This window comes from Streptomyces sp. NPDC042201, assembly GCF_055582185.1.
In genome coordinates this window covers 351,540-377,370 of record NZ_JBVJDS010000006.1, presented here as the reverse complement: position 1 = coordinate 377,370, position 25,831 = coordinate 351,540, and the positions used below count along the sequence as shown (strand labels likewise).

Genomic DNA, 25,831 nt, shown 5'->3' with positions numbered 1-25,831 from the left:
ATCCACCGTCTTCCAGGAGAAGTTGTGGGCCCAGGTATCACCGGGCGGTCCGTCGTGCTGTTCGCGGCGGTGACCGCTCTGACCGCGGGGGCGGTATCCCCGTCCTTCGCCGACTCCACCCCCGACCCCCGTCCCCGTACCTCCGCGGAGGTACTCCGGCCGGTCGCGCCACCACCCGCGAGCGCGCCCGGCGGGACATCCAGAACCATCGCCGACGCCGATGGCATCGAGACGGCGCACGGCTCCCGTCCGGTCGCCCCCGGCATCACACTGACGTCGTACGACCGTCTCGAATCCGACAAGTGGCTGCGCGTCGACGCCCTCTCCGTCGCACTCGACGGCAGCGGAGCCCGGGCCGACCATCTCTCCTCGGGCAAGGTCTCCGACCGCCGCACGGTCTCCGAACTCGCCGCACGGCACGACCCGGGGCCTGGCCGCCGTACCGTCGCCGCGATCAACGCGGACTTCTTCGACATCAACGAGACCGGCGCGCCCCAGGGCCCCGGCCTCGCGGACGGCCGGGTCGTCAACTCCCCGGCGGCCGGGGCCGAGCAGGCCGTCGGCTTAGGCCCGGGGAACGCCGGCCGCATCCTGCGGCTGTACTTCGACGGCACCCTGACACTTCCCTCGGGCGCGCGGCCACTGGCCGCGTACAACGCCGCGAATGTGCCGGCCGGCGGCATCGGCGCCTACACGGCGGGCTGGGGCGAGGCCGACCGTAAGCTCACCGTGGACCGGGCGACTCCCGTCGCCGAGGCGGCCGTCAGGGACGACAGGGTCGTCTCCGTGACGGACGGGGCCGGTACGGGACCGATCGCCGAGGGCACCACGGTCCTGGTCGGCCGGGAGGCGGGCGCCGAGGCGCTGGCGGCGCTGCGGCCCGGCGATCCGGTGACCCTCGCCTACCGGCCGCGCACCGACAGCGGACCCGTACCGCGGACGGCCGTCGGCGGACGTGAACTGCTCGTGGTCGACGGTGCGGCGCGCAGCCACGAGGGCGAGGGCAACAACACCGCGGCGCCGCGCACCGCCGTCGGCTTCTCCCGCGACGGCGGCACGATGCAGGTGGTCACCGTCGACGGCCGGCAGGCCGACAGCGGCGGTGTCACCCTCACCGAACTCGGCCTCATGATGAAGCGGGCGGGGTCGTACAGCGCGATCAACCTCGACGGCGGCGGCTCCTCCACCCTGGTCGCGCGGGTACCGGGCAGCGACGCCCTGCGCGTGGAGAACAGCCCCTCCGACGGCAGCGAGCGTACGGTGCCCAACGGCCTCGCCCTCACCGCGCCGGACGGCAACGGCCGGCTCAAGGGCTTCTGGGTGGAGACCCGTACGCCCGCGAGCGGCGCCCCGACCGTCGACCCGGTCAAGGGAGGCCACCCCGAGCGCGTCTTTCCCGGCCTGACCCGCCGGCTCACCGCCGCCGGATACGACGAGACGTACGGCCCCGCGGCCGGCGATCCGCACTGGCGGGCCGTACGGTCCTCGGTGGGCCGGGTCGACGACCACGGCGTGTTCACCGCGCGCGCGAGCGGCACCACCGAGGTACGGGCGGAGCGCGGCCGGGCCCACGGCGGCACGGAGCTGACGGTGCTCGGCCCACTCGCCCGCATCCGGCCGACCACTCAGCGCGTCGGACTCGCGGACGCGGCGGCGGCCGGCACCTTCGGCATCGTCGGACTCGACGCCCACGGGACCAGCGCGCCGGTCGAACCCCGGGATGTGCGACTGGACTACGACCGCTCGCTGTTCGCCGTCACCGACGACGGCCGGGGCTCCTTCGCCGTCACGTCCCTCAAGGGCAGCGGCGCCGGACGGATCACGGCGGAGGCCGGCGGCGTCACGACCGTACTCGCCGTCAGCGTCGGACTGGACGAACAGCAGGTCTCCGGCTTCGACGACGCCGCGTCCTGGACCTTCAGCCAGGCGCGCGCGAGCGGCTCCGTGGCGGCGGCCCCGGACGGCCACACCGGCACCGGACTCGCGCTCTCGTACGACTTCACGCAGTCGACCGCCACCCGCGCCGCCTACGTCAGTCCGCCGCGGCAGATCCCGGTCCCCGGCCAGCCGCAGTCCTTCACACTCTGGATCAAGGGCGACGGCAACGGTGCCTGGCCCACGCTGCACCTCAAGGACGCGGCAGGCTCCGACCAGCTGCTGCGCGGCCCGTACCTCACCTGGATCGGCTGGCGGCAGGTGACCTTCTCCGTGCCGGCCGGGGCCGCGATGCCGCTCGCTGTGCACCGCTTCTATCTCGCCGAGACCGCCGCCACGAAGCAGTACACGGGCGAGATCCTGATCGACGACCTGACGGCGCAGGTGCCGCCCACCGTGGAGCTGCCAGAACAGCCCCGCGCGGTCGACCCGTTGATCGACTCCGCGGCCGGAACCGAAGGCAGGGACTGGCGGTTCGCCGTGATGTCCGACGCCCAGTTCGTCGCCCGCGACCCGGACAGCTCGATCGTGGCGCAGGCCCGCCGTACCCTCCGCGAGATCAAGGCGGCGAAGCCGGACTTCCTGGTCGTCAACGGCGACCTGGTCGACGAGGGCTCGCCCGCGGATCTCGCCTTCGCCCGGAGTGTCCTGACCGAGGAGCTGGGGGACGCGCTGCCCTGGTACTACGTGCCGGGCAACCACGAGGTGATGGGCGGCACCATCAACAACTTCGTCGCCGAATTCGGCCCCGCCCGGCGGACCTTCGACCATGAGGGCACCCGGGTCATCACGCTCGACACGTCGAGTCTGACGCTCCGCGGCGGTGGCTTCGCGCAGATCAAGGCGGTACGCGAGCAGCTGGACGCGGCGGCCAAGGACGACCGGGTCCGCTCGGTGATGCTGATCGAGCACGTACCGCCGCGCGACCCGACCGTCCAGAAGGCGAGCGAGCTCGGCGACCGCAAGGAGGCGGCCCTGATCGAGCAGTGGCTCACGGACTTCCGCCGTACGACCGGCAAGGGCGCGGCCCTCATCGGCAGCCATGTCGGTGTCTTCGACGCCTCACATGTGGACGGCGTGCCCTATCTGGTCAACGGCAACTCGGGCAAGGCACCTTCGGCTCCGGCCGGCGAGGGCGGATTCACCGGCTGGTCGCTCATCGGCGTGGACCAGGTCTCCCGGGGCGAGCAGTCGGCCGCGCGGGCGAAGCCGTGGGAGGGCGGCCCCGACTGGCTCTCCGTACAGACCCGCGCGCACACCGACGCGCTGGCGCTGGACGCGCCGGGCGTGCTGACCCCCGGTCGGAGCGCCCAGGCCACCGCGACGGTCACCCAGGGGAGCAGACTGGTCCCGGTCGGCTTCCCGCTGAGCGCCGACTGGACCGGATCCCCGAACCTCCGCATCGGAGACCGGGACGGCGTCCGCCCGCGCCACACGGCGGTCTTCGACCCGGCCACCGGCACCCTCACCGCGCTGCGGCCGGGGACGGCCACGCTCGCGGTGACGGTGAACGGTGTGACGCGGCAGGCGGACATCCGGATCGCGGCCGCGCTCCGCTCCGACTTCGGTATGCCGGACCGGCGGCCGGTCCGCGACTTTGGTCAGTTGGCCGCTCCCGATGGCCAATGGCGGCTGAGAGCCGCCGTTTCTAGCCTTGAGGGGTGAAGACATTTTTCGGAATCCTGTGTTTCGTCCTGCTGTCCCAGGGCGTCGGCGGCCTGCTCCACGAGTGGACCGGCGGTTGGTTCGAGGTCTGGACCCTGGTGGCCAGGATCGACTTCTTCGACGGCTACGAGATCTACGTATGCGTCGTACTGATCGTGGCGGGCCTCGCGATGGGCGCCGCGTCGGAGGCGGCGAAGGCCCGCGAGGCCTGACCGGACAGGGCCTAGGCCCTGTCCGGGCTCAACTCCGGCTGAGGCTCTGTCTGTTCACCGGGTGCGGCATCGCGTCAGGCGGCCGGTTTCAGCGTGGCTCGTACGGGGCGTGCGGGCTGGAGTGTGAGGCCGGTCCTCGGCGGGATGTCGCCCGAGTCGATGTCGACATGGAAGCGCTGCGCGAGGGTGGCCAGTACGAGGACGGCCTCGACCATCGCGAACCGGGCGCCGAGGCACGCGCGCGAGCCGCCGCCGAACGGGAACCACGCGTGGTCCGGCACGGCGGCGGCCGCGTCGGCGTCCCACCGCTCGGGACGGAAGGCGTCGGGGTCGGGGAACCAGCGGGCGTCCCGGTGAGCGCTCCACTGGCTGGACCACAGCACGGTTCCTTCGGCGACCGGACGTCCGCCCAGCGTCGAATGCTCCTTGGCGATACCGGTCATCAGCCACACCGGGGGATAGAGCCGCAGGGTCTCCTTGATGATCTGCTCGGTCCAGGGCAGCTGTCCGAGGTCGTCGTGGCCGGGGGCGCGGCCGCCGAGGACGTCGGTCAGTTCCCTGGTGAGGCGGGAGCGCGCGCTGGGATTGCGGGAGAGTAAGTACCAGGCCCAGGTGAGCGTGGTACCGGTCGTCTCGTGGCCGCCGATGTAGAGGGTGACCGCCTCGTCGCGTATCTCCTTGTCGGTGAGCGGCTGACCCTGCTCGTCCCTGGCCGCCAGCAGCCGGCTCAGCAGATCGTCCCGGTCCTCGTCGGCGCGCCTGCGCTGCTCGGTGACCCGGGCGACCTCGCGGTCGATGACGGCGACGGCCCGCTTGAGCCGCTGCCGGCCGGGCGTCGAAACCCACGGCGGCAGAAAGAACGTGACGCCCCGGAACTCGTCGCCGATCGCCCGCTGGGCGATGTCCATGGCCGGCCCGATCGTGCTCTCGCGCCCGGCGGTGTCGGCTCCGAACAGGGTCCGTACGGCGATGCGCTGGGTGAGGCCCAGCATCTCGTCGCGGACGTCGACGCGTTGGCCGGGCCGCCACCCCCGCGCGACGGTGGCGGCGCAGTCGGTCATCGTCTCCGCGTAGCCGCGGACCTGGCGGGGCCGCACCGCCGGCTGGACCAGGGCGCGTTTGCGGCGCCAGGCCGGTCCCTCCGAGGTGACGACCCCTTCGCCGAGCACGAGCTTGAACGCCCAGCCGAGTTCGGGGTGGCGGTACTCGCTCTCGATCCCGGTGAGCAGCTCGCCGATGTGTTCCGGCCGGGAGAGGAACAGGGCCCGCTGCGGCCCGAACTTCCATTCGACGAGATCACCGTGTCCGCGCAGCCGGGTGAAGAAGCCGAGCGGGTCACGGGCGAAGGCCGGCAGATTCCCGAGGAGCGGGAACTGACGGGGGCCTGGCACGGGAACAGTCGTCATGGCGGGGCTCCTCGGCGGTCGGAGGCTGCGGGGGGACGCGCCCAGCGAGGCGTCCCGGGGGGACGTACCAAGCAAAGCGTCCCGTCGTGTCTCGTGCCAGAGGGCGTCCGCCGGGGCTCAGGGAAGTTCGAGACTCAGCCCCGTGAACCGGGCCGTGAAGCCCTTCCCGTCGGGTGAGGCGCACATCGGACCGGCCTGCGCCGTCAGGTCCGGCGGAAAGTACGCGAGCCGCAGCATCGTCTCCGGGTCGCCGCCGAGACCGTAGAGGATCGTGACGGTGTCGCCCTCGCGCCGTATCTCGACGGTCACCGGCGCCGGGGTGTCCGTGAGGTGAGCGAGCGGTACGACGTTCCAGTCGGACACCTCGCGGGTGACGACGGCGCTGAGCTGCTGCCGGCCGTCGACGTACTCGATGCCGGTCTTGATCCAGTTCTTCTCGTCGAGCCGCAGCAACAGCCCCGCCTGGTCGTACTGTTCGCGATAGTCGCCGGCGAAGGTGGCACGCAGCCGGAAGCCGCCGGGCACGGGCCGCAGCAGGGCGTGTCCCGTGTCCCGTACGAAGCCGTAGTGCGTGGTCACCCAGAAATCGGTGTCCGGCTCCGTCGTGACCTCCAGCGCGGCGTCGGACGCGGCCCAGCGGGTGGGCGGATTGAGCCAGGTCCAGTCGGTGAAGCCAAGACATGACTCCGTGCCGGCGGCGCTCTCGCCCATGCTGTCTCCTCGTGTCGGCGGTCTCCGCCCAGACTGCCATGACCTGCGCCCACGCATGAGGTGACGGATGAACAGCCTCCGTATCGTCCCCGGCATCCCCTACAACCCTTGAGCCCCGTCCCGGGTCCAACCCTGCACCGGAAAGAACGGGCGCTTTCCCCTCACCCCCGCACCAGCCCGGCATTCCTCGTCAAAGGAGCCGTTTTCGTGCGCAAGAACCGTATCGCCGCTGTCGCGGCGGCCTCGTTCCTGCTGGCAGGCGTGGCCGTCACCGCGGCGCCCGCGGCCCAGGCGGGCACCCCGGGCGGCACCCATGCCGACGACCGCAACACCGACTTCAACGGCGACGGCTACGAGGACGTCCTCACCGGCGCCCCGGGCGCGACGGTCGCGGGCCGGCGCGGCGCCGGATATGTGACCGTGCAGTACGGCTCGGCCAAGGGCATCACCACCAGCAGCCGGGCGGTCATCCATCAGGACTCCCCGGGCGTCTCCGGCGCAGCGGAGGCCGGTGACGGGTTCGGCAAGGCGCTGGCCTCCGGTGACCTCGACAGTGACGGCTACGACGACGCCGTCGTGGGCATCCCCGGCGAGGACATCGGTACGGTCGCCGACGCGGGCGGCATCGTGATCCTCTGGGGCTCGCCCAAGGGCCTCGCGGGGGCGTCCAGCCAGTGGCTGGAAGCCGGCCGGCCCACTGCCGGAAAGAAATTCGGCGCCGGGCTCGCCGCCGCCCGCTTCACCGCCGACACGCCGGGCGACCTGCTGGCCGTACTCGACCGGAACGATCTGGGGCTGTATCTGTTCGGGTCGGCCGGGGCCGCCGGGAAGGGCGGGACGGCCCGTACGGATGGCTTCCGGCCGCGGACCGTCCGTACGGACGTCGGCGCGTTCGCGGGCTCCGGCCGTTCCACCGCGGCAGCGGCCGGCGAGGACATCCTGCCCACCTCCCTCACCACCGGGGACTACGACAACAACGGCTACGCCGACCTCGTCGTCTCCGGTCTCAGCACCGGCGAGGAGCCCGGCCACGGCTGGTCGGTCCACTGGGCCGGCGGCGCCGAAGGACTGCGCCTCGGCCGGGAGCTGCGCGGCGGTCCGGTCGCCGCCTCCGGCGATCTGAACGGCGACGGGTACGACGACCTGGTCACGGGCGAGCCGAAGAGCCCGGACGACGGCGGCGAGACGCTCACCGGCGGTCTCGTCGGCGTCTACTACGGCGGTGGGGAGGGCCCTGCGGGGACCGAGGGCCCCGGCACCCCGCCGCAGTACTGGACCCAGGACTCGCCGGGCGTGGCCGGAGCCTCCGAGCGCGGCGACGGCTGGGGCTCGGATCTCTCGCTCGGTGACACGGACGGCGACGGATACGCCGATCTGGCCGTCGGAGCCCCGGGCGAGGACATCGGCCCGGTCGTGGACGCGGGCGCCGTATGGGTGCTGCGCGGTTCGCCGGGCGGTCTGACCACGGTCAGGGCCAAGGACTTCAACCAGGACACGGCGGATGTCCCCGGCACGGCCGAGAAGGGTGACCGGTTCGGTGGCCAGGTCCGGCTGGTGGACCCGAACCGCGACGGGAAGTTCGGCCTGCTGGCCGCGGCGCCCGGCGAGAACACCGATGACGGCGTGGTGTGGGTCCTCTCGGCGGGCTCCGGCGGAGTCACCGCCACCGGCTCATGGTCGTACGGCGGCGGTTCGCTCGGCGCCCCGTTCACGGACGCGCTCTACGGCGCGGTGATCGACGACTGACGCCGCGCGTTTCCCTGCCCGGACCGGCGGGCCCGCTCGGGGGCGGCCCGCCGGTCCGCGGTGTCTTTTGCGACCCGCGCCGTGTCCGTCTGCCCTGGAGCGCGCTCCAGGGTGGAGGCTGGACACATGAGCTCAGTGAAAACCGTGACACTCGGATCTCAGGGCCTCTCCGTCTCCGCCGAGGGCCTGGGCGCCATGGGCATGAGCGTCTGGTACGGCCCGCGGAACGAAGCGGAAGCCATCGCCACGCTCAACCGGGCCGTCGACATCGGGGTCACCCATATCGACACGGCCGAGGCGTACGGCCCGTTCGAGAACGAGAAACTGATCGGACGCGCCCTCGGAAAGCGCCGCGCCGAGATCACGATCGCGACCAAGTTCGCCATCGAGTTCGACGACGACGGAACGGCTCACGGGCACAACGGCAGCGCCGCGTACGCGCACCGGGCGGTGGACCGCTCCCTGAAGCACCTCGGCACGGACGTCATCGACCTCTACTATCTGCACCGCGTGGATCCGCAGGTGCCGATCGAGGAGAGCATCGGCGCCATGAGCGAGATGGTCCGGGCGGGCAAGGTCCGCTACCTCGGAGTCTCGGAAGCGAGCCCCGAGCTCATCCGCCGGGCCCACGCGGTCCATCCGCTGACGGCGCTGCAGTCGGAGTACTCCCTCTTCACCCGGGACGTGGAGCACAACGGCGTACTGGAGACCGTGCGGGAACTGGGCATCGGATTCGTCGCGTTCTCCCCGCTGGGCCGCGGCTTCCTGTCCGGGAAGATCACCCGCACCGACGATCTGGCCCCGGACGACGCCCGCCGAGGTCTGCCCCGGTTCTCCGAGGAGAACATCGCCGCGAACCTGGCCGTCGTGCACAAGGTCACCGAGCTCGCCGATACCAAGGGCATCACCCCCACGCAGCTGACGCTGGCCTGGCTGATGGCCCAGCGGGTCGTGCCCATCCCCGGCACCAAGCGGCGCACCTACCTCGAACACAACGCCGAGGCCGCCGCCATCGAACTGACCGCCGAGGACCTGGCGGCGATCGACGCCGCCGCGCCGCACGGCATCGCGGCGGGGGACCGGGACGTCGCGCCGCCGCCTCCGCCCGCACCCTGACGGGCGGTCACCCGGGCCCCGGGCCGGGCGCCGGTCCTTCCGGTGTCACTCCGGCGGGAGACGGATCCTGCCCCCGTCCTCCCGTACGTCGCGGATCATCCGGAACTCCCCGATCGGGTTGCCCTTCGGGTCGGTCGTCACCGCGACCGCGTGGTCGCCCAGGCAGGGCCGTTCCCCGCCCGGGTGGTCGCAGAAGAGGACGTAACCCCGGAACCGGTCGACCGTGCCCGTTTCGAGCCGCCAGAACCCCTGGTATGTACGGACCTCGGCCCGGGGATCCGAGGCGTGCAGCCACCCGCCGACGGCATCCTGGACGGTCGTGGCGAACGCCCGCTGATACGCCCAGGGCCGGAAGACCGAGGCCGTGCCGGAGGCCGCGTCGACCGTGCCGTCCCGCACCGTGTACGTCGCGGAGTAGTACGGGCGCTCCGAGAGGGCCGCCAGCAGTTTGCCGTCCGTCATCCGCATCGCCGTGGGCCAGGACGGCTTCCCGGCGGGGCGGCCGCGGGCGAGGTCGGGGGCGACGATATTCACCGTCACCGAACGCGCGGCCGTTGGCGTCCCCGTCTCGTCGCGGGCCGGTGACCACCGCCGTACACACGCGCCGACCTCGGCGAGCAGCCGTGTGATCGTGGCGTTGGTGGGCGCCGCCGCGATCCAGGGGGTGGCGAGGTCCTGGCTCAGGGCGATGGCCTCGTATCCGCAGGCCGTGAACGCGGACCGCATCCGGCGCAGCGCGCCGGCCTGGGACCTGCCCCGGGTGACGGCCTCGTCGAGCGCGCGGTCGCAGGCCCGCTGCCCGCAGGTGCCCGCCGCGGCGTCGATGCGCAGCCGGACCACGGCGTCGGCGTCGTCGGCCACCGAGAAGGAGACCTCGGATCCGCCGGTCTGCGGGAACAGGGTGCGGGCGGACACGACGTCGAGGACGCCGGGGTACTGCCGCTCGGCCAGTTCCGCCGCACGCTTGCGGTCGTTCTTCGTGCTCAGCACGCCGCATCCGCCGAGCAGCAGGGCGAGCGAGCACACCATCGCCCCCGTCAGCCCGCCCCGGAGCCGTCTTCCGCGTGCACCCGCCATGGTCCGTTCCCCCTCACTGCCCGGCCTTCGCCTGCCGTGACGACCTGCCGTGACGATAGGAGGTGGCCGGGGCGGGGGGATGAGTACGGCTACTCAACCGTGGTGGAGCGCCCGAGGTAGGTAATCGGACCGGGGTCCGGCACCGGAATCTCGTGGAAGCCGAGGCGGTCGTAGAAGACACGGGCGGGCGTGTTGGCGGTGACCATGGAGAGATGGACCGCGTCGACTCCCTCGGCCCGCAGGGCGCGGAGAAACGTGTGCATCAGCGCACGGCCGTACCCCTTGCGCTGCCAGTCGGGGAGCAGATCGATATGCAGATGCGCGGGATAGCCGGCCAGTTCGGGCAGGACCATCCGCTCGGGCCGGTGCAGCAGAGCGATCATTTCCTCGCTCGGCGTACGGGCGGGCCCGGCCGGATCCGGATAGCGGACGGCCAGCGGCGGGAGCCAGACATCGCGGAACGCCTTGACGAAGGCGGAGGTGTCGGCGGTGCCGAGGACATAGCCGACGGCCCGCCCCCGGCCGTCGTCGAGAACGAACGTCAGCTCGGGCTCCAGCGCGGCATAGGGCGCGGCGAAGATGCTCGGCATCAGCTCAGGGTCCGGGTAGAGGTGCCGGGAGTCCTGGCCCTGGTCCGCGGTGCGTACGCAGATGTCGTAGAGGGCGGGGCGGTCTTCGGGGCGGTAGGCGCGGACGGTGGCGGGTGTGGGCGGCATGCCAGGAATGCTGCCTGTCGCGTGCGTGCTCCCACAAGCCGGTCCGCCGGGATCTCGCGGAGCGGCTGGTCACCGAGGTACACCGGGCCGACGGACCGCCGGCGGATCGCGGTCCCAGCGCAGGGCGGCGATCGTGGCCGGGAGCGCTATGAGTGCCCAGAGGGCGACGGTCATCACCACTGCCGTCCAGGCGTCCCAGACGAGGCCGGAGAAGAAGGCCGCGGCGAGCGGTGCGGCCACCACGCCCACGCACTTCATCGGGCCGAACGGAACCCGGGGTGCGAAGGGGCGGCCGGTGGCGGAGCGGCGGGCCCGCCGGGCGCTGCCGAACGCGGCCATGAAGGCCAGGATCGCCGCCCAGACACCGGCCAGCGTGAGCCCGGCCAGCATGGTGGCCTTCTCGTCCGGGAGCCCGGGGAGCGTCTCGCTGATCCCGTCGTGGCTGACGGCGACCTGGACATTCCGCCAGGTGGTGACCTCCACCTCGTCGCCCGGCTTGATGAGCTCCGACAACTCGCCGTACGAATCGAGGTGCAGGGGCCGATCGGCGGGGGCCGGAACAGGGGCCCGCAGCCGTACGCGGAAGACCGTCGCTTTGCCACGCTTGACGTGCTCGGCGGAGAGAGCCGTCCCACGGACCGTGCGCACGCAGTCCGCCGTGCCCCGTGCCGCCTCCTCTCCGCCGCACGGCCGGGCGGCCAGGAAGGCCTTCTCATCGGCGATCCGCTCGGGGACCGGAATGCCCGGGGCCGCGGAGAGCGCCAGCAACACCAGTCCGAGCAGCGCCCAGGCCACCGTACGCAGCCGCGCCTTCCCGGGCCTGACCGATCCCACCTGCTTCGCCGTCCGCACAGCCATCCCCGTACCCCCCTTGGCTCCGGGAGCATTGAGCCACACACCGCTGATCAGGCGACAGGCCGGAGTGCGGCAGCGTCGGGCCTGCGGCTGGTTGCCGGGATCCGGCAATCCCGGAAGCGGCTTGTACGCTGCCTCCGCCTGTCCGCGTCCCGCAGTCCTGCCGCAGGAGCCGTTTCATGACGACACCACCCCGCCTGGCCCCGTTGCTCCAGCAGTTCGACTTCGCGCGCAAACGCCTCGTCGACCGTATGACCGGCCCGGTCATGGACAGCGGCAACGGGACGGACATCCAGGTCGGCGCTATGACCGACGAGGAGCACCGCTGGGAGCCCGTGCCCGACTGCTGGTCGGTCCGACGGCGCTCGGACGGGCCGGGGCCGCGCGCGACACTCCTGGCAGGACGGGGCGACTGGGGGCGCGACGCCGCCCCCGCCCCGCACCCCTCGCCGCCGCCCTTCACCACCATCGCGTGGCGCTTGAGCCACCTCGGCGAACTGCTGACACTGCGCGCCGACCACACGGCCGGCAGCCACACGCTGACCCGGGACGACTACGCCAGCAGCGGAGCCGCCGCGGAGGCGGTCACGGCCTTCGACGCCGGCGCCACAGCATGGCGGAACGCCCTGCTCGGCGCCGACGACGTCGCGCTCGACACGGTGGGACACAGCACCTACCCGCACGGCAGCGACCCGGACGACCCGTTCATCGACACGGTCTGGTGGGTCAATCAGGAACTGCTGCACCACGGGGCCGAGATCGCCCTGATACGCGACCTGTACCGCGCACGACAAGGCTGACGACCCGCACGGCGGGCGTGCCGTCCTCGGCTCACGAGCCGGCGGGCACCCGGTCCAGGAAGCCCTGCACGCTGCTGATGCGGCCGTCCTTGGCCAGGGTGATGACGTCGGAGCCCGCGACGGGCGCCGAGCCGTCGGTGACGGAGACCAGTTCCCAGCTGAAGCGGGCGGTGTCGTGATGCCCGTCGACCGGACCCGCGGGCCTGAACTCGAAACCGGGGAACTGCTCCTGGGCTCCCGCGATGACGGCCGCGAGCGCCTCATGGCCGGTGACGTCCGCCAGCGGGTCGGTGTAGCTGCCGTTTTCGGTCCACGCGGCGGCGACGGCCTTGGCCCGCTGCTCGGCGGATGCCGCGTTCCACGCCTCGAAGTAGCGGGTGACGGCGGTCTCGTAGCGGTGTGCGGACATGGTGATCAGCCTCCATCGAGGGTCGGGTGCATCGGTGCGGTGCCGGGGCTCGGCCGGAGTGCGCCGCCCGAGTCCCGGTCACCGCAACGATGCCGCGCATCCGGGAGGGGGTCGATTACCCGCGAGGTAAGGGAGGCCGCCGGGAACCCGCCGGGAGCCCGCCGGGGATCTTCAGACGGGGCGGAAGGCCTGGATGTGGTCGTGTGCCCAGGCACGGTACGTACCGGCCGCCCGGCCCAGGAGCGCCTCCACCGTCGGTTCCACCCCGGCCTTGGCGCCGGACCGCTGGCGTACGGCGCTCTCCATGAGGGCGTCGGCCACGGGAGACGGATGGCGGGCGAGCAGCCCCCGGTACGCCTGGTCCCGCGTCATGTCCTCGCACCTCAGGGGCCGTTCCAGCAAGCCGGCCAGCACGGCGACCTGGTCGGCGGAGCTGATCGCGGCGGGGCCGGTGAGCGGGTAGGCCCGGCCCGCGTGACCGGTGCCGGTGAGGGACAGTACGGCGGTGTCGGCGATGTCGCGGGGATCGACGGTGGCGTTGGGCGAGGCGCCGTTGACCGTACGCACCACGCCCTCGTCGCGGACGGCCCGGGCCCAGCCCAGGGTGTTGGACATGAAGGCCCGGGGGCGCAGGAAGGTCCATTCGATGCCCGAGGCGCGGAGGAGTTCCTCGTTGTCCCGCTGCCAGCGGGTGATCAGATCGGTGGCGTCCGGCTCGGCCACCGCCCGCGCGGAGAGCTTCACCACGTGGCGTACGCCGGCCGAGCGCGCGGCGGCGACGAAATGCTCGTCATGGGCGGGGGAGAGCGGGTCGGACGTGACGAGGAAGGCCGCTCTGACCCCGGCCAGCGCGGCGGCCAGGCTCGACGGATCGGCGAAGTCGCCGCCCACGGCCTCGGTCCTGGGTCCTGTGAGGGCGGCGATACGGCGAGGGTCACGGGAGAGAAGGCGGACGGGCTCGTCGGTGGCCAGACGCTCGGCGACCAGCCGTCCGACGGTGCCGGTGACTCCGGTCAGCAGGATCATCGCTCAGACTGTAGAGCTCGCCGCCGTCACGCGCGCCCCTCGGTCCGGCGCGGTGTCGATGCTGGGGATCAGACCGGGGACGGCGATGCTGGGCAGTATGTGCCCCCACAGCAGGGAGACCCGGCGCCCGAGATCCTCCCGACGGGTGAGCGCCCGGGACATCAGCTGGATGCCGGCGAACGCGCCGACCAACAGCTCCGCCGTGTCACGCGGCTGCACACTCGGCAGCAACTCACCCTGCTCGCGTGCCTGTTCCATCAACAGGACCAGATGATCCGGCCATTGGCGGAAGGGGCCGCTGTGGTCGACGCCCGGCGGAGCGCCCTGGTCCACCGTGAGCCGGACGCTTCCCCTGAGCAGGGCGTTCTCCAGGAGCCGATGGGCGACGGCGAAGGTCATGTCGATGACCTCCTGCAGCTTGCAGGCCTGCGGCGGTACGGCGCCCAGCTGCACCTGCTCGTCCAGGACGGCCTGGGCCAGGGCCTCCTTCGACTGGAAGTGGAAGTAGAGGGCGCCCTTGGTGACCTGAGCGCGTTCCAGAACCATCGTGAGGGTGGTCGACGCGTAGCCGTATTCGTCGAAGACCGCGCCCGCCGCCTCCAGGATCGCCAGGCGCGTCCTGATGGCGCGCTCCTGTGTTGCCATGAAAAGCCTTTCTACGGACCCGGGTTGGCCGAATCGCCCCCCGCCGCAGCCCCGGGGGAGAGCCCTTGGGCCGGGCGCCGGGCACAGCGAAAAAACAAACCGCCCACCCCGTACTATAGTGGTCAACGAAGCGCAGAATAGCCCTCGCGCGCATAGTAATCAGGGCGGACGAGATGTTAGATACACCGCCGCTTGCCGGGACAGTCGGCGCGCTGACGTTCTCCGGACGGCGCCGACCGGGGCGAGTGGTCGGCGGATACGGGGCGGCCGGTCTCCTTCGTACGGGTCCGGGTCAGACGAGATCCCTGCGGAAGGCGAGACTCCAGTTGCGGGAGAACACCCGCCGGGATCCCTCGTACGCGTCCAGGGTGGCATGCAGCAGGAACTCGTCCTCGGTGGAGGTGAGTTCGGTGCTGGTCACCGTACGTGTCTGCCAGCCGTCGCGGCTGAAGGTCATCGTCCAGGTGGACTCACCCCGTACCGACGAGAAGTCGTCGGCCACCGACGTATAGCGCTCGAAGGCCCGGCGGCCCACATCGAGATTGATGTCCTCGTAGTGAGTGACTCCGCTGTCCTTGACGATTTCCAGAGCGGAGTTGTACCCGACCAGATCACGGGAGACCGTCCAGCGCTGCTCGGGCGGCTGCTTCTGGTCGGTCGCGATCGGCGGAGCGCCTTCCGGTTCGCCGAACGGCCGGACGTCCTCGTGGTCGGCTCCGTCCAGCGGGCGGACCGGCAGCTTCAGGGAGCTGAGGCCCGTGTGGACATGCATCAGGACCGGCTTCGGCGGCGGCCATGCGAGCGGCCAGTACGAGGTCGACAACGACAGCCGGACCCGGTGTCCCGGCGGGAAAGCCTGTGCCACCCCGTTGAGCTGGACCTCGACGCGATAGCGCCGGCCCGGTTCGAGCGGCTCGGGCTCCTCCTGACTGTCCCGGCGGGTGAGATTGAGCAGCCCGTAACTGACCCGGGTGGCCCGCCCGTCGGGGGCCACGTCCGACAGGCGTACGGCGACCATCGCGACGGGTTCGCTCACGGAGAGTTCGAGCTCCACCGACGGCGCGCCGAGAATCTCCAGCCGCTCGGCGAGTTCGTCACTGTCGAAGACCAGGGAGCCGCCGTCCTCTTCACGCTGGTCGTAGGGGAGGTCGGGCGGCGCGTTGTACGAGGCCCACTTCCCGGCGAACTGCCCCACGGACAGGGGCGACTGGACCGACATGACGGCGTCGTCGGCGGACTTTCCCGGTGGCTCATCCACTACCGTGCCCAGTGGCTCGGCCACCGGCTCACCCGGCCGTTCGTCCGCCGCGGCGATCCGGTGGTGCTCCAGCGGATAGCTGACCCGCTCGATTCGCGGTGAGGGCCACTGCGGCTCGCCCACCCAGCGGCCCGGCCGTTCCTCGTACGAGGTCGACGGCGGCACGCTCTCCTGCATCCAGGTCTGGAGCATGGGGCCGTCCAGCGCGCCGTTGTCGGCGTCCTTGAGCCAGTGGTCCCACCAGCGCACGACCTCCTGCAGATACCCGATCGCGGGACCGGGTTCCCCCAGATGGGGGAACTTGTGGGACCACGGGCCGATCAGCCCCTTGCGCGGTACGTCCAGATGTTCCAGCAGCCGGGTCACCGCGTTGGAGTAGCCGTCCGCCCAGCCGCTGGAGGCCAGCACCGCGCACTCCACGGCCGCGTAGTCCTCACAGACGGAGGCATGCCGCCAGTAGTCGTCGCGGCGCTGGTGGCGCAGCCACTCGGCCACCCAGGGCCCGCTGCTCTCCAGCCGCTCGAACCACATGTCCCGCCACCGGCCGCCGACCAGCGCCGGGTCGGGCGGGCAGGTGGCGTACGCGAACATCGTGCCGGCCTCGGCCAGATTGTCGGACAGCATGCAGCCGCCCATGTAGTGCATGTCGTCGGCGTAGCGGTCGTCCGTGAAGGAGGCGATGACGATCGCCTCCAGACCGGGCGGCCGCCGCGCCGCGACCTGGAGCGCCCCGAAGGCGCCCCAGGACAGCCCCATCATGCCCAGCCGCCCGTTGCACCACGGCTGTTCGGCGAGCCAGGTGAGGACGTCCTCGGCGTCGCGCTGCTCGATGTCGAGATACTCGTCGAGAAGCACGCCCTCGGATTCCCCGGAGCCGCGGAGATCGAGCCGTACGCAGGCATAGCCGTGTCCGGCCATGTACGGGTGATGAATGGAATCACGGACGGAGGTCAGATCCCGTTTGCGGTAGGGGATGGACTCCAGGACCGCGGGCACGGGTTCGTCGTCGGACGAGACCGGCCGCCATATGCGGGCGGAAAGCCGCGTGCCGTCGGAGACCGGGATCCAGACATGCTGCTCTTCCTTGACCGGATGGGGCAGGTCGGTCACAGAACGCATTACCGTACGTCATCTCCTTCTGTCGTGCTGTCGGTGATCGCGTCGGTGATCTCGAAGTTCATTGAGGCCACACAGCGTTCGTACTTCGCGCAGAGTTCCTCCTCGCTCTGTGCGCCGATGAAGAGGTGGGCGAGTTCATAGCTGTAGCTGTCCTGATCGGTCATGTCCGAAAGCCGCTGGCCTTCGCGCGGGACGATATCAATCTTCAGACCGGGGATGTCCGCCTGTAGCCGCTCGATCTCCTCGGCGCTCGGTACGCGCCGCACGACGCCGTCCTCGAACCGACGGTAATACCATTTGGCGGCTACTTCGTACGATCCCTTCCCCGTCGGCATTCTGGGGTCACGCCCGAGCGCGAGGCTCAGCATGCAGTGATGGTTCGGCACACCGTCGACGTACTCGAACATCTCCGCGTGCGACTGCGAGTGCCGTGGGTTGATTTCCAGGATATTGATGTCCCCGGTCTCCGGGTCGTAGAAGTATTCAATGCTGAATGTCACCGAATCCAGCCCGATCTGCCGGATCACCCGCTCGGAGATGTCCGTCAGCCGCCGGACGGCCTCGTCCGGCAGGCTCGCCGGGTACTGGTGGCGCAGGAAGCAGGCGCTGTCGGGGTACGTGATGGAGTCCAGCACCCCGTACAGGGTCACTTCGCCGTTGAACGCGTATCCCTCGACGGCCACCTGGACACCGGCCAGCGCCTCTTCCGCCAGACAGGCCTGTCCACCCACATCGGCTATCTCCGCGGGGATGTCCAGATGTCCGAGAACGTCCTCGAAGGGCTCGCCGATGCGGCCGATTCCCGCCCGGATCTCCTTCACGGCCTGCTGGAATTCCTCCTCGTCATTCACTCCGAACGCCAGATCGGAGGAGAAGGACTTGACCGGCTTCAGCCACAGCGGGAAGCGAAGCCCCTCCGGAACCTCCGGTGTGCCGTCCAGATCGACGATTCCGAAGCCGGGAAGTTCGCTGACGACCTTCCGCTGCTCAAGCCGGCTCCAGTATTTGTGCTCGCACTTGACGATGGACTCCAGGCTGGTGCTGCGCACGCCGTACCGCTCGCACAGAATGGGGACCAGAGAACTCACCGGGAAATCCCAGTAACCCACAATGGCGTCGACGGTGCCGTCGAAACCATCCAGCTGGCTCTCCGCCTTGGCGAGCAGACCAGGGATATCGATGTCACCGTTCTGGAGCTCTTCGATCGTCAGCAGGGCGTGAAACCGGTACTGTTCCGCTCCCGGTACGTGTTCCAGCGTTTCCCTGTTGAGATCGTCCAGTCCCATGACGAATATGTTGACCGAGTCCCTTGATTCCATTGAGTGCAGTGCTCCTTACGCAGTGGTCGGGGGTCCTTAAAAATATCGAGTGCCCGTGCGGCGCGTTCTCACACCAGCCCCCGGACAGGGCCTAGGTCCTGTCCGCCGGACAGGGCCTGGGCGGCCGCCACCCGAATGAGTCGCTGACACTGCGTGGGGGCGGTCCCTGACCGACCGTGGGGGAATGGACTCCCCATCGGTCACCCGGCGCTCACCCCGGCGAACGCCCCGGCCGGCCCGGCGGACCCGGCGGGCGGCCGGTGGCGTACTGCTGCTGATGGCCGCCCTGACGGTCGGCTGGCCGCTGATCGACCGGTCCCTGGACGACGGAGAGAGCGTGCGGGACGGCGCGCTCCTGGTGCTGGGGCCCGGCGACGACGTCGCCGCGCTGCGGGTGGTGGGGGCCGGGTGGGTGCTGAGCAAGTCCGTGAGCAACCCGAATTCCCAGTACGCGCTGTCCCGCGACGGCGTCGATCTGGTCGCCGGCTTCGTCGATCTCCCCGGCACCGCCGACGCCGGGCAGCTGTGGACCGGCCTGCGCAAGGTCCAGTCCGTCGCGGACAGCGGCAGCCGGCTGGGCAGTGCGCGACCGGTCACCGGCACCGCGGGAGCGAAGGGCCTGACCGGGGCGCTGTCCCGGGACGGCCGCACCGGAACGGCCGACGTGTGGCTGCCGCCCGTCGGGAGTTACGCGGTGGAGGTCACCGTACTGGCCGAACCGGGCACCGGTCCGCGCGCACTGGCGGACGCCATGGCCGTGGCCCGCAGTGTCTCCTTTCCGCCGGCGGCGTCATGACGACGGCCGTCGCGTCCTCGGCGTCCTCGGCGGCGCGCGGATTTCTGAGACGGCGGTCGGTCGCCCGGCTGTGCGCCGCCCTGTGCGTGCTGGGCGCCGCGCTGATCATCTTCGAGTTCGCCGGGCTCATCCGTGTCTTCCCCGGCCTCGCGCTGCTGGCCCTTGTGCTGCTTCTGATCACCGTCGGGATCGGGGTGGGCGTTCTGGCACGCCTGCGGCCCTTCCGGTCACCGCCGCGCGCCTGGGCCTGGAGCGGCGTCGCCTGGGGGGCCTCCGCGGCGACCGGCTGCGCCATCGTGGCCAACACCGGGCTGCAGGGCATCTGGTTCAAGACCGCCGGCATCTCTTTCGCTTCACGGTGGGCCGCCGCGCTCACCGCGCCGCTCAACGAGGAACTCCTCAAGGCGTCCGGCGTCGCGCTGATCGCCCTCGGCGCCCGCCGGCTGGTCCGCGGCCCGCTCGACGGGTTCTTCCTCGGCGCGTTCACCGGCCTGGGTTTCCAGGTCGTGGAGAACTGGACGTACGCGATGAACTCCATCCTGGTCAGTGGGGGAGTGAACGGGGGTACCGATGTCACGCAGTCCTTCACCACCCGGGTCGTGCTGACGGGCCTGGGCTCGCACTGGGCGATGACTGCCGTGGCCGGAACCGGGATCGGCTTCCTGTTCGCCCACGACGACCGCCCGACGCGCCGACGGATCGTCCCGGCCGTCCTCTGTGTCCTGACCGCCATGGGCATGCACTGGCTCTTCGACGCGCCCCTGCTGAACTCGGTCACGGGCATCCTCGGCAAAGTGGCCGTCAACTTCCTTGTCGCCGCGGGCTTCTACCTCACCCTGCGGCGCGGCGCGCGGCGGCGGGCTCGCGCCTTTCTGCTGTCACCGCGGACCGCCCTGTCGACCGATCTGCTCACCCGCCGCTCCCGGCGGCAGGCTCTGCGGCGGATCCCGCCACCGCGGCGTCCCGCCGCCGAAGCGCGGGCCTCCGAATATCTCGACCTGGTCGAGGAGCAGGCGGCCAACAGCACTGGTCACGCCTATTAATCGGTTGTTCAGCTTGGAAAAACCTCAAGAAGGCTCCGCACACGGCGGCTCACTGGCACAATCCGGCCATGTCGACCAACTCACTGATGCTCACTGGCAAGACCGCCCTCATCACCGGGGCGAGCAGCGGTATCGGCGCCGCCGCCGCGCGGGTGTTCGCCCGCGAGGGGGCCTCGGTGGTGCTCCTGGCGCGACGGGAAGAGCGTCTCGCCGCCGTCGCCGAGGACGTCAGACAGGCGGGCGGGCGGGCCGAGTACGTGGTGGGTGATATCACCAGATCGAGCGATGTAGCCCGCGCCGTGAAGGCGGCGGTGGACCACTTCGGCGGACTGGACGCCGCCTTCAACAGCGCGGGACTGGGGGCCGACCAGACCCCGCTGCACCGGACGGAGGACGACGAGTACGACGCGATCATGGATACCAACGTCCGGGGGGTCTGGAACGGTTTACGCCACCAGATCGCGGCGATGCTCGCGAGCGGCAGAGGCGGTTCGATCGTGAACAGCAGCAGTGTTGCCGGGCTGGTGGCCACCCCGGTCTCCGCCGCCTATGTCGCGGCGATGCATGCCGTGGTCGGTCTGAGCAGGGCGGCTGCCGCGGAGTACGGGGCCCGGCGGATACGCGTCAATGCCCTCGCGCCCGGGATGACGCGCAGTGAGGTCGGCCAGGAGTGGTTCGCCAGGCACCCCGAGGCGGAGAAGATGCTGCACCGGTCGACCCCGCAGCCCCGCACGGGAGAACCGGCGGAAGTGGCGGAGGCCGCGGCCTGGCTGTGCAGTGACCGGGCCTCTTTCGTCACCGGCGCGGTCCTGCCGGTGGACGGCGGCTACACCGTGCTCTGAGAGCCCGTCACCCGATTGGCTCCGAGCCGCGCACGCGCCGGTGCGGGCCGTCGCCCGCACCGGCGGAGCGCCCCCGGAACCGGCGGTGCTCAGGAGCCGAGCAGCGGCGCCCCCACGACACAGCTGAAGACCGGTTCGCCCTCCTGATGGCCGGTCACCCGGACCGAGGAGAGCCCGGCGAAGTCCCCGGGCAGGTGCTGGAGCTCGATACGGCACGGAAGGTCCAGCTCGGCGAAGCGAGGGAACTCGCCGGTGAAACTGGTCGGTACGCACGCGTCCGTGCGCAGAACCGAGGTGGCCGCCTGGCGTGCCGCTTCTAGCAGGACCATGCCCGGGATATGGTCGACCGGATGGTCGAAGAGTATGGGATGCCCCGTGTCGACGCGCAGCTGCCAGGTCTGGGCGTCCCCGGTCGGGGACAGCACGACGTCGAACGGTGTGGAGCGCCCGACGCTCCGCGGCGGGACCGGCGCCGCCAGGGGTGGCGGCGGCTGTACGTCGGAACGCGAGGCGCGCTCTCCGCGCAGCCGGCGGTACACCGCCGGGGTGGCGCAGACGTAGGACGCGCCGCCGGTCGCGACGATCTGCCCGTCGCGGTGGATGACGGCCTCGTAGCGCAGCCCGGCGAGTTCGCTGCCACGCCTTCGTATCTGCGAGCAGGTGACGTCGAGTTCGAGACCGGCGGGGACACCGCCGATCGCGAGATGCCGCGGCTCCACGGTGAAGGACAGGTCCCGCATCAGGAAGTGGTGTCCCAGAGGCGTACCGAACTCGGCGTGCGCCAGCAGGGAACCGACCTGGCGGATTGTTTCCGCGGTCAGCAGCGGATCATGACTGCCCCGGACCGGAGTGAAGAAGCTGTGCAGCCTTGGCCACTGGGCCGTCACAGCGAAGCGTGTATCGTCCGTCCGGCGCCACCCCGTGAGCAGGACCTCCGCCACGGCCGCACGGTGCACGAACTCTCGGGGAACCGTGGTGGTGAGTCGTGGCCCCGGCGGAATGGGAGCGCTGACACCGGGTGCCCTGGCCGGTGTCTGGGTGCGCGAAGTGCCGTCCATCCGGAATGTCATCTCGGACATAGCTGTCTCCCCGTGGAGCACGGATGTGGGACGGGAGCTGTCGAGCTCTCCCGGAGCGGGGAATATACAGACCACCCGGTTTACTCGATAGGGTTGACGGCGCACGGCGGGGGAGTCGCAGCAAGGACAGCGCGGATACCCCGCGAACAGCACGACAGGAGCCACACCGCATGGCACAGCAACAGCGTGCGATCAGAACGCGCGCTGCGATCCTGGAGGCGGCGGCCTCGGTCTTCGACCAATATGGCTACGACGCCGCCACGATCGCGGAGATCCTGGCCCGCTCCGAGGTGACCAAGGGTGCCCTCTACTTCCACTTCCCGTCCAAGGAGGATCTGGCGCGGGGTGTGCTGAGCGACCAGACCAGGGACCTTGTCGTGGGGCCGACGGACTGGAAGGTCCAGGAGCTGATCGATGTGACGATGGTCGTCGCGCACCGTTCGCTGCACGACATGATCCTCAGGGCCGGCACCCGGCTCGCCGTGGAGCAGGGATCGGTCGACTTCTCCGATGTCGGTCCCTTCCCGGTGTGGTCGTGTCTGAGCGAGGACCTGCTGGTCCAGGCCAAGGAGCGGGGCGAGCTCCTGCCGTACGTCAATCCGAGGGAGACGGCCGAGCTGCTGGTCGGCGCCTGGACGGGGATCCACGTCTACTCGCGTGTGGTGGCCGGCCGCCGGGACGTGGAGCACCGGGTGTCGGTGATGTGGGAGCACCTCCTGCCCAGCATGGTGATGCCGCGCCTGCTGCTGGGGCTGGACGTGGCGCACGACCGGGGCGCACGCGTCGAGGCCGCCAGGAAGCTGGCCGCCGCCGCGGACGGACAGGAACCGGCGGACGACTGAGGGCCGGCGGACGACCGAGCACCGGCGGCGCCGGTATTTCTCTGACGGGTCGTGACCAACGGGATGACGGACCGTGACCGAATGGCTCCTTCCGCTCGGGCGCTCCGCGGTCCGGTAGCCGTCGCGCCACCGCTCCGGAGCGGTTCATTTGATCGAGCGGCTCTCCATCCGCTCTCCAGCGCGCCTTGAGTGGTTCTTGAGTCCTGAGGTCCCGACGGCGGGTTCCCGCCGCTGGGAGTGACGTATTCCTTATACAAACCGCGTCGACGGTTTGTTAATGTCGCAGCGCATACCGCGCATCGCTTCCGGTCTTCCCGACATCTGGAGACGCTGATGGTCAAGCAGGAGCGCGCCGCCCGTACGAGACGATCGTTGATCCGGGCCGCCGCGGAGGTCTTCGCCCGCGAAGGATTCGTTCCGGCGTCGCTCACCATGATCAGCCGGCGGGCCGGGGTGAGTAACGGTGCGCTGCACTTCCACTTCGAGAGCAAGGATGCCCTGGCCAGGGCTGTTGAGACAGAGGCGGCACAGGAGGTGCGGCTCATCACCGAGCGCTGCCGCGCCGAAGGGGCCGGGGCCCTGCAGCTCCTGGTGGACGCCACGCACGCGTTGATGCGCGCCCTCGACGAGGACGTCATCGTACGGGCGGGCTTCGAGCTCAGCGGCGACATCTCGCGTGCCGACGGTCTCAACCTGAGGTTTCAGTGGCGGCGCTGGGTCGAGGGGGTGCTGCAAAGCGCCGCGTCCGAGGGCGGACTTGCGGACGGTGTGTCACCGGACGACGTGGCGAGTGCGGTCGTGGCGGCGACGGTCGGTTTCGAGGTACTTGGCGCGAGGGATGACAAAGAGTGGATCTCGCGGCGTACGCTGACCAGGTTCTGGGAGCTGATGCTACCCAGACTGGCCGCCCGGCAGGCCCTGGACGCCCTGGTGACCTGCGGAACCTGCTGCGCGGTAGCCGGGCCTGAGACATGTGTCGAGGAGCCCGTTTGACGGGTGAGCCTGCCCGCATCGAGCCCGATTCATGATCGAAGAGTGACCTCGATGTACGGAGCGTTAACAAAAAACAGTCTAGACGGTTTGGTATTGACAAACCGTCTGTCCTGTTTTTGAATCCATGCGCAGCAATCGCACCCCGTGAGCGGCCTCAAACGGTACTGACTTCACCTGCAGGATTGGGGAGACGCGTGGACATCGACGTACTGGGCGCATTGGCTGTGAGACAGGACGGGAGGTCGATCACGCCGACGGCGCCCAAGCCCCGGCAGGTGCTCGCGTTACTCGCACTCCACGCAGACCAGGTGGTGCCCGTGACCGCGCTGATCGAGGAGCTGTGGGCGGGAGAACCCCCACGCAGCGCCCGGACCACGCTCCAGACCTATGTGCTGCAGCTGCGGTCCCTCATCGCCGCGGCTCTGAAACACGGAGCCCAGGAAGGCGAGGAGCGGACCGCCAAGGATGTGCTGGTCACGCTGCCGGGCGGCTATCGCCTCGACAGCGGGGGCGGGAGCAGTGACGTCCGGGAGTTCGACCGGCTCGCCGGTCTCGGCTACCGGGCCATGGACGCCGGTGACCACCCGCGCGCGGCCCGGCAGTTGAGGGAGGCGCTCGACCTGTGGAGCGGGCCCGCCTTCGCCGACGTGCACGGCGGGGCGCAGCTCGACATGGAGATCAAGCGGCTGGAGGAGAGCCGGCTGTGCGCGCTCGATCAGCGCATCGAGGCCGATCTGCGGCTGGGCCGCCATCGCGAGCTGCTCGCCGAACTGACCGTGCTCGTCAGCCGGTACCGCACCCATGAGAATCTGCACGGCCAGTTCATGCTGGCGCTGCACCGTTCCGGGCGCCGTGGCGAGGCCCTGAACGTGTACCAACGGCTGCGTGGCACGCTCGTGCGGGAGTTGGGCCTTGAGCCGTCCGCGGGGCTGCGCAGGCTCCAGCGCTCGATCCTCATGGCGGGACCGGAGAGCGCGGCCCCGGCGCCGGAGACTCCCCGTGAGCCTCTCGTGCGTGTGAGCTGACCGCACCGACGCATTCCCCTCGGTTCAGGCCGGGGTAATTACGCGATGATTCACCGTGTTTTCCGGCAGGCCTTTTCTGTGGTGTCAGGACCGTTTGGGGAAATGGAAATGATATTCCATCAGAACTTCCTGTCCGTGTTCCAACGTCTCCGTCATGTTGGAGAAATCAAGACGTTGGAGACGCGCTCGACAGGTACTCAAGAATTCAAGAAGTAAAGTCAGCGCACGGCTACCGTACCAAGCGTCGAAGAGTTGCTATTTCGACGGGGATTCGACGAGGTACGGAGGAAGACCGTGGAGATTCAGGATCTGGGTCAGCTGAGTGCCGGAGAAAACCGATGACGGCGCCGAGAAACCCGGTGGCCCTCATCACGGGCGGGACGCGGGGAATCGGTCTCGGGGTCGCACGGGAGCTGGGCCGCAGAGGACATCGGGTGTTCATCTGCTCGCGCACGGCCCAAGAGGTCAAGCAGACCGTCGAGGATCTGCGCGCGGAGGGCATCGAGGCCGAGGGAACGGTCGCCGACGTACGGGACCGTGCGTCGGTCGCGGCTCTGGTGGCCGCCGTCGTCGGGCAGTTCGGCCCGGTCAACATCCTGGTGAACAACGCGGGCCGGGGCGGCGGCGGGCCCACCGCCGAGATAGCCGACGAGCTCTGGTACGACGTCATCGACACGAACCTCAACGGGGTGTTCCTGCTGACCCGCGAGGTTCTGCTCAACGGCGGCCTGACGGAGGCCGGTTACGGCCGGATCATCAACATCGCCTCGACCGCCGGGAAGCAGGGCGTCCTGATGGGCGCCCCGTACTCCGCGTCCAAGCACGGCGTGGTCGGCTTCACCAAGGCGCTCGGCAAGGAGCTGGCGCCGGCCGGCATCACCGTGAACGCGGTCTGCCCCGGCTATGTGGAGACCCCGATGGCCGAGCAGGTCCGGCAGGGGTACGCGGCGGCGTGGAACACCACCGAGGACTTCGTCCAGGAGCAGTTCGAGGCGAAGATCCCGCTCGGCCGCTACTCCACCCCCGAGGAGGTGGCGGGCCTGGTCGGCTATCTGACGACGGAGAGCGCCGCCTCCATCACCGCGCAGGCGATCAATGTCTGCGGCGGCATGGGCAACTTCTGAGCTAGGGCGTACTCCGGTGCGGGCGCCGGTGCCTCCCCGGCGCCTCCACAGGACGACCGTAGACGCACGCGT

Annotated in this window: 23 protein-coding genes; 12 read left to right on the top strand and 11 right to left on the bottom strand. The window is 70.5% G+C overall.

Annotated features, from left to right (window positions below):
- Positions 1-24: 24 nt before the first annotated feature.
- Positions 25-3,600, top strand: a complete 3,576-nt coding sequence (locus tag ACZ6MZ_RS17575) for a phosphodiester glycosidase family protein (protein WP_469352755.1) — start codon at positions 25-27, stop codon at positions 3,598-3,600.
- Entirely contained in the window at positions 3,597-3,812 is a 216-nt protein-coding gene (locus ACZ6MZ_RS17570) for a hypothetical protein (protein WP_469352753.1), read from the top strand. The genes ACZ6MZ_RS17575 and ACZ6MZ_RS17570 overlap by 4 nt, the downstream gene beginning before the upstream one ends.
- A 74-nt stretch (positions 3,813-3,886) precedes the next feature.
- On the opposite strand, the gene ACZ6MZ_RS17565 is transcribed toward ACZ6MZ_RS17570, so the two are convergent.
- Positions 3,887-5,218: a cytochrome P450 gene (locus ACZ6MZ_RS17565; RefSeq protein ID WP_469352751.1), complete on the bottom strand. Its 1,332-nt coding sequence runs from the start codon at positions 5,216-5,218 to the stop codon at positions 3,887-3,889.
- Between the two features lie 117 nt (positions 5,219-5,335).
- The gene (locus ACZ6MZ_RS17560; protein WP_469352750.1) at positions 5,336-5,929 is read right to left on the bottom strand and encodes a DUF1349 domain-containing protein; all 594 of its coding nucleotides are present in this window, start codon (positions 5,927-5,929) and stop codon (positions 5,336-5,338) included.
- 207 nt (positions 5,930-6,136) lie between these two features.
- On the opposite strand from ACZ6MZ_RS17560, the gene ACZ6MZ_RS17555 reads away from it, so the two are divergent.
- Complete coding sequence (locus ACZ6MZ_RS17555) at positions 6,137-7,675, top strand: FG-GAP repeat protein (RefSeq protein ID WP_469352747.1); 1,539 nt, start codon at positions 6,137-6,139, stop codon at positions 7,673-7,675.
- Between the two features lie 135 nt (positions 7,676-7,810).
- Positions 7,811-8,791, top strand: coding sequence for an aldo/keto reductase (locus ACZ6MZ_RS17550; protein ID WP_469352935.1), 981 nt, complete (start codon positions 7,811-7,813; stop codon positions 8,789-8,791).
- 45 nt (positions 8,792-8,836) lie between these two features.
- Here ACZ6MZ_RS17550 and ACZ6MZ_RS17545 read toward each other — a convergent pair whose 3' ends face one another.
- From ACZ6MZ_RS17545 to ACZ6MZ_RS17535, 3 genes are all read right to left on the bottom strand, one after another.
- On the bottom strand, positions 8,837-9,868 hold the full coding sequence (locus ACZ6MZ_RS17545) for an SCO7460 family lipoprotein (RefSeq protein WP_469352745.1): 1,032 nt from the start codon (positions 9,866-9,868) through the stop codon (positions 8,837-8,839).
- 89 nt (positions 9,869-9,957) lie between these two features.
- Positions 9,958-10,584: a GNAT family N-acetyltransferase gene (locus ACZ6MZ_RS17540; RefSeq protein ID WP_469352743.1), complete on the bottom strand. Its 627-nt coding sequence runs from the start codon at positions 10,582-10,584 to the stop codon at positions 9,958-9,960.
- A gap of 69 nt (positions 10,585-10,653) precedes the next feature.
- Complete coding sequence (locus tag ACZ6MZ_RS17535; protein WP_469352741.1) at positions 10,654-11,442, bottom strand: hypothetical protein; 789 nt, start codon at positions 11,440-11,442, stop codon at positions 10,654-10,656.
- A gap of 176 nt (positions 11,443-11,618) precedes the next feature.
- On the opposite strand from ACZ6MZ_RS17535, the gene ACZ6MZ_RS17530 reads away from it, so the two are divergent.
- Complete coding sequence (locus ACZ6MZ_RS17530; protein ID WP_469352740.1) at positions 11,619-12,239, top strand: DinB family protein; 621 nt, start codon at positions 11,619-11,621, stop codon at positions 12,237-12,239.
- Positions 12,240-12,270: 31 nt separating this feature from the next.
- Here the strand turns inward: ACZ6MZ_RS17530 and ACZ6MZ_RS17525 are convergent, their stop codons facing one another.
- The 5 genes from ACZ6MZ_RS17525 to ACZ6MZ_RS17505 form a co-directional block, all read right to left on the bottom strand.
- Positions 12,271-12,648: a nuclear transport factor 2 family protein gene (locus ACZ6MZ_RS17525; RefSeq protein ID WP_469352739.1), complete on the bottom strand. Its 378-nt coding sequence runs from the start codon at positions 12,646-12,648 to the stop codon at positions 12,271-12,273.
- Positions 12,649-12,819: 171 nt separating this feature from the next.
- Positions 12,820-13,674: an NAD(P)H-binding protein gene (locus tag ACZ6MZ_RS17520; protein ID WP_469352737.1), complete on the bottom strand. Its 855-nt coding sequence runs from the start codon at positions 13,672-13,674 to the stop codon at positions 12,820-12,822.
- 3 nt (positions 13,675-13,677) lie between these two features.
- The gene (locus ACZ6MZ_RS17515; RefSeq protein ID WP_469352735.1) at positions 13,678-14,319 is read right to left on the bottom strand and encodes a ScbR family autoregulator-binding transcription factor; all 642 of its coding nucleotides are present in this window, start codon (positions 14,317-14,319) and stop codon (positions 13,678-13,680) included.
- A gap of 292 nt (positions 14,320-14,611) precedes the next feature.
- Positions 14,612-16,696 (bottom strand): CocE/NonD family hydrolase, encoded by a 2,085-nt coding sequence (locus tag ACZ6MZ_RS17510; RefSeq protein WP_469352734.1) that lies wholly within the window; start codon positions 16,694-16,696, stop codon positions 14,612-14,614.
- Complete coding sequence (locus ACZ6MZ_RS17505; protein WP_389791907.1) at positions 16,696-18,015, bottom strand: ATP-grasp domain-containing protein; 1,320 nt, start codon at positions 18,013-18,015, stop codon at positions 16,696-16,698. The genes ACZ6MZ_RS17510 and ACZ6MZ_RS17505 overlap by 1 nt, the downstream gene beginning before the upstream one ends.
- Positions 18,016-18,199: 184 nt before the next feature.
- On the opposite strand from ACZ6MZ_RS17505, the gene ACZ6MZ_RS17500 reads away from it, so the two are divergent.
- The 3 genes from ACZ6MZ_RS17500 to ACZ6MZ_RS17490 all read left to right on the top strand — a co-directional run bounded on the left by ACZ6MZ_RS17500 (position 18,200) and on the right by ACZ6MZ_RS17490 (position 20,696).
- Entirely contained in the window at positions 18,200-18,811 is a 612-nt protein-coding gene (locus tag ACZ6MZ_RS17500) for a hypothetical protein (RefSeq protein WP_469352732.1), read from the top strand.
- Complete coding sequence (locus tag ACZ6MZ_RS17495) at positions 18,808-19,854, top strand: PrsW family intramembrane metalloprotease (protein WP_469352731.1); 1,047 nt, start codon at positions 18,808-18,810, stop codon at positions 19,852-19,854. Before ACZ6MZ_RS17500 ends, ACZ6MZ_RS17495 begins: the two co-directional genes overlap by 4 nt.
- Before the next feature lie 68 nt (positions 19,855-19,922).
- Positions 19,923-20,696, top strand: coding sequence for an SDR family NAD(P)-dependent oxidoreductase (locus ACZ6MZ_RS17490; protein WP_389791901.1), 774 nt, complete (start codon positions 19,923-19,925; stop codon positions 20,694-20,696).
- Positions 20,697-20,785: 89 nt separating this feature from the next.
- Here the strand turns inward: ACZ6MZ_RS17490 and ACZ6MZ_RS17485 are convergent, their stop codons facing one another.
- Positions 20,786-21,775, bottom strand: coding sequence for a ScbA/BarX family gamma-butyrolactone biosynthesis protein (locus ACZ6MZ_RS17485; protein ID WP_389791899.1), 990 nt, complete (start codon positions 21,773-21,775; stop codon positions 20,786-20,788).
- A gap of 170 nt (positions 21,776-21,945) precedes the next feature.
- On the opposite strand from ACZ6MZ_RS17485, the gene ACZ6MZ_RS17480 reads away from it, so the two are divergent.
- From ACZ6MZ_RS17480 to fabG, 4 genes are all read left to right on the top strand, one after another.
- A complete protein-coding gene (locus ACZ6MZ_RS17480) occupies positions 21,946-22,617 on the top strand; it encodes a ScbR family autoregulator-binding transcription factor (protein ID WP_384181793.1) in 672 nt (223 codons plus the stop codon).
- 333 nt (positions 22,618-22,950) lie between these two features.
- On the top strand, positions 22,951-23,610 hold the full coding sequence (locus tag ACZ6MZ_RS17475; RefSeq protein WP_469352727.1) for a ScbR family autoregulator-binding transcription factor: 660 nt from the start codon (positions 22,951-22,953) through the stop codon (positions 23,608-23,610).
- Between the two features lie 194 nt (positions 23,611-23,804).
- Positions 23,805-24,635: an AfsR/SARP family transcriptional regulator gene (locus ACZ6MZ_RS17470; protein WP_389791895.1), complete on the top strand. Its 831-nt coding sequence runs from the start codon at positions 23,805-23,807 to the stop codon at positions 24,633-24,635.
- A gap of 338 nt (positions 24,636-24,973) precedes the next feature.
- The gene (gene fabG, locus ACZ6MZ_RS17465; protein WP_384327684.1) at positions 24,974-25,759 is read left to right on the top strand and encodes a 3-oxoacyl-ACP reductase FabG; all 786 of its coding nucleotides are present in this window, start codon (positions 24,974-24,976) and stop codon (positions 25,757-25,759) included.
- The last annotated feature ends 72 nt before the right edge of the window (positions 25,760-25,831 follow it).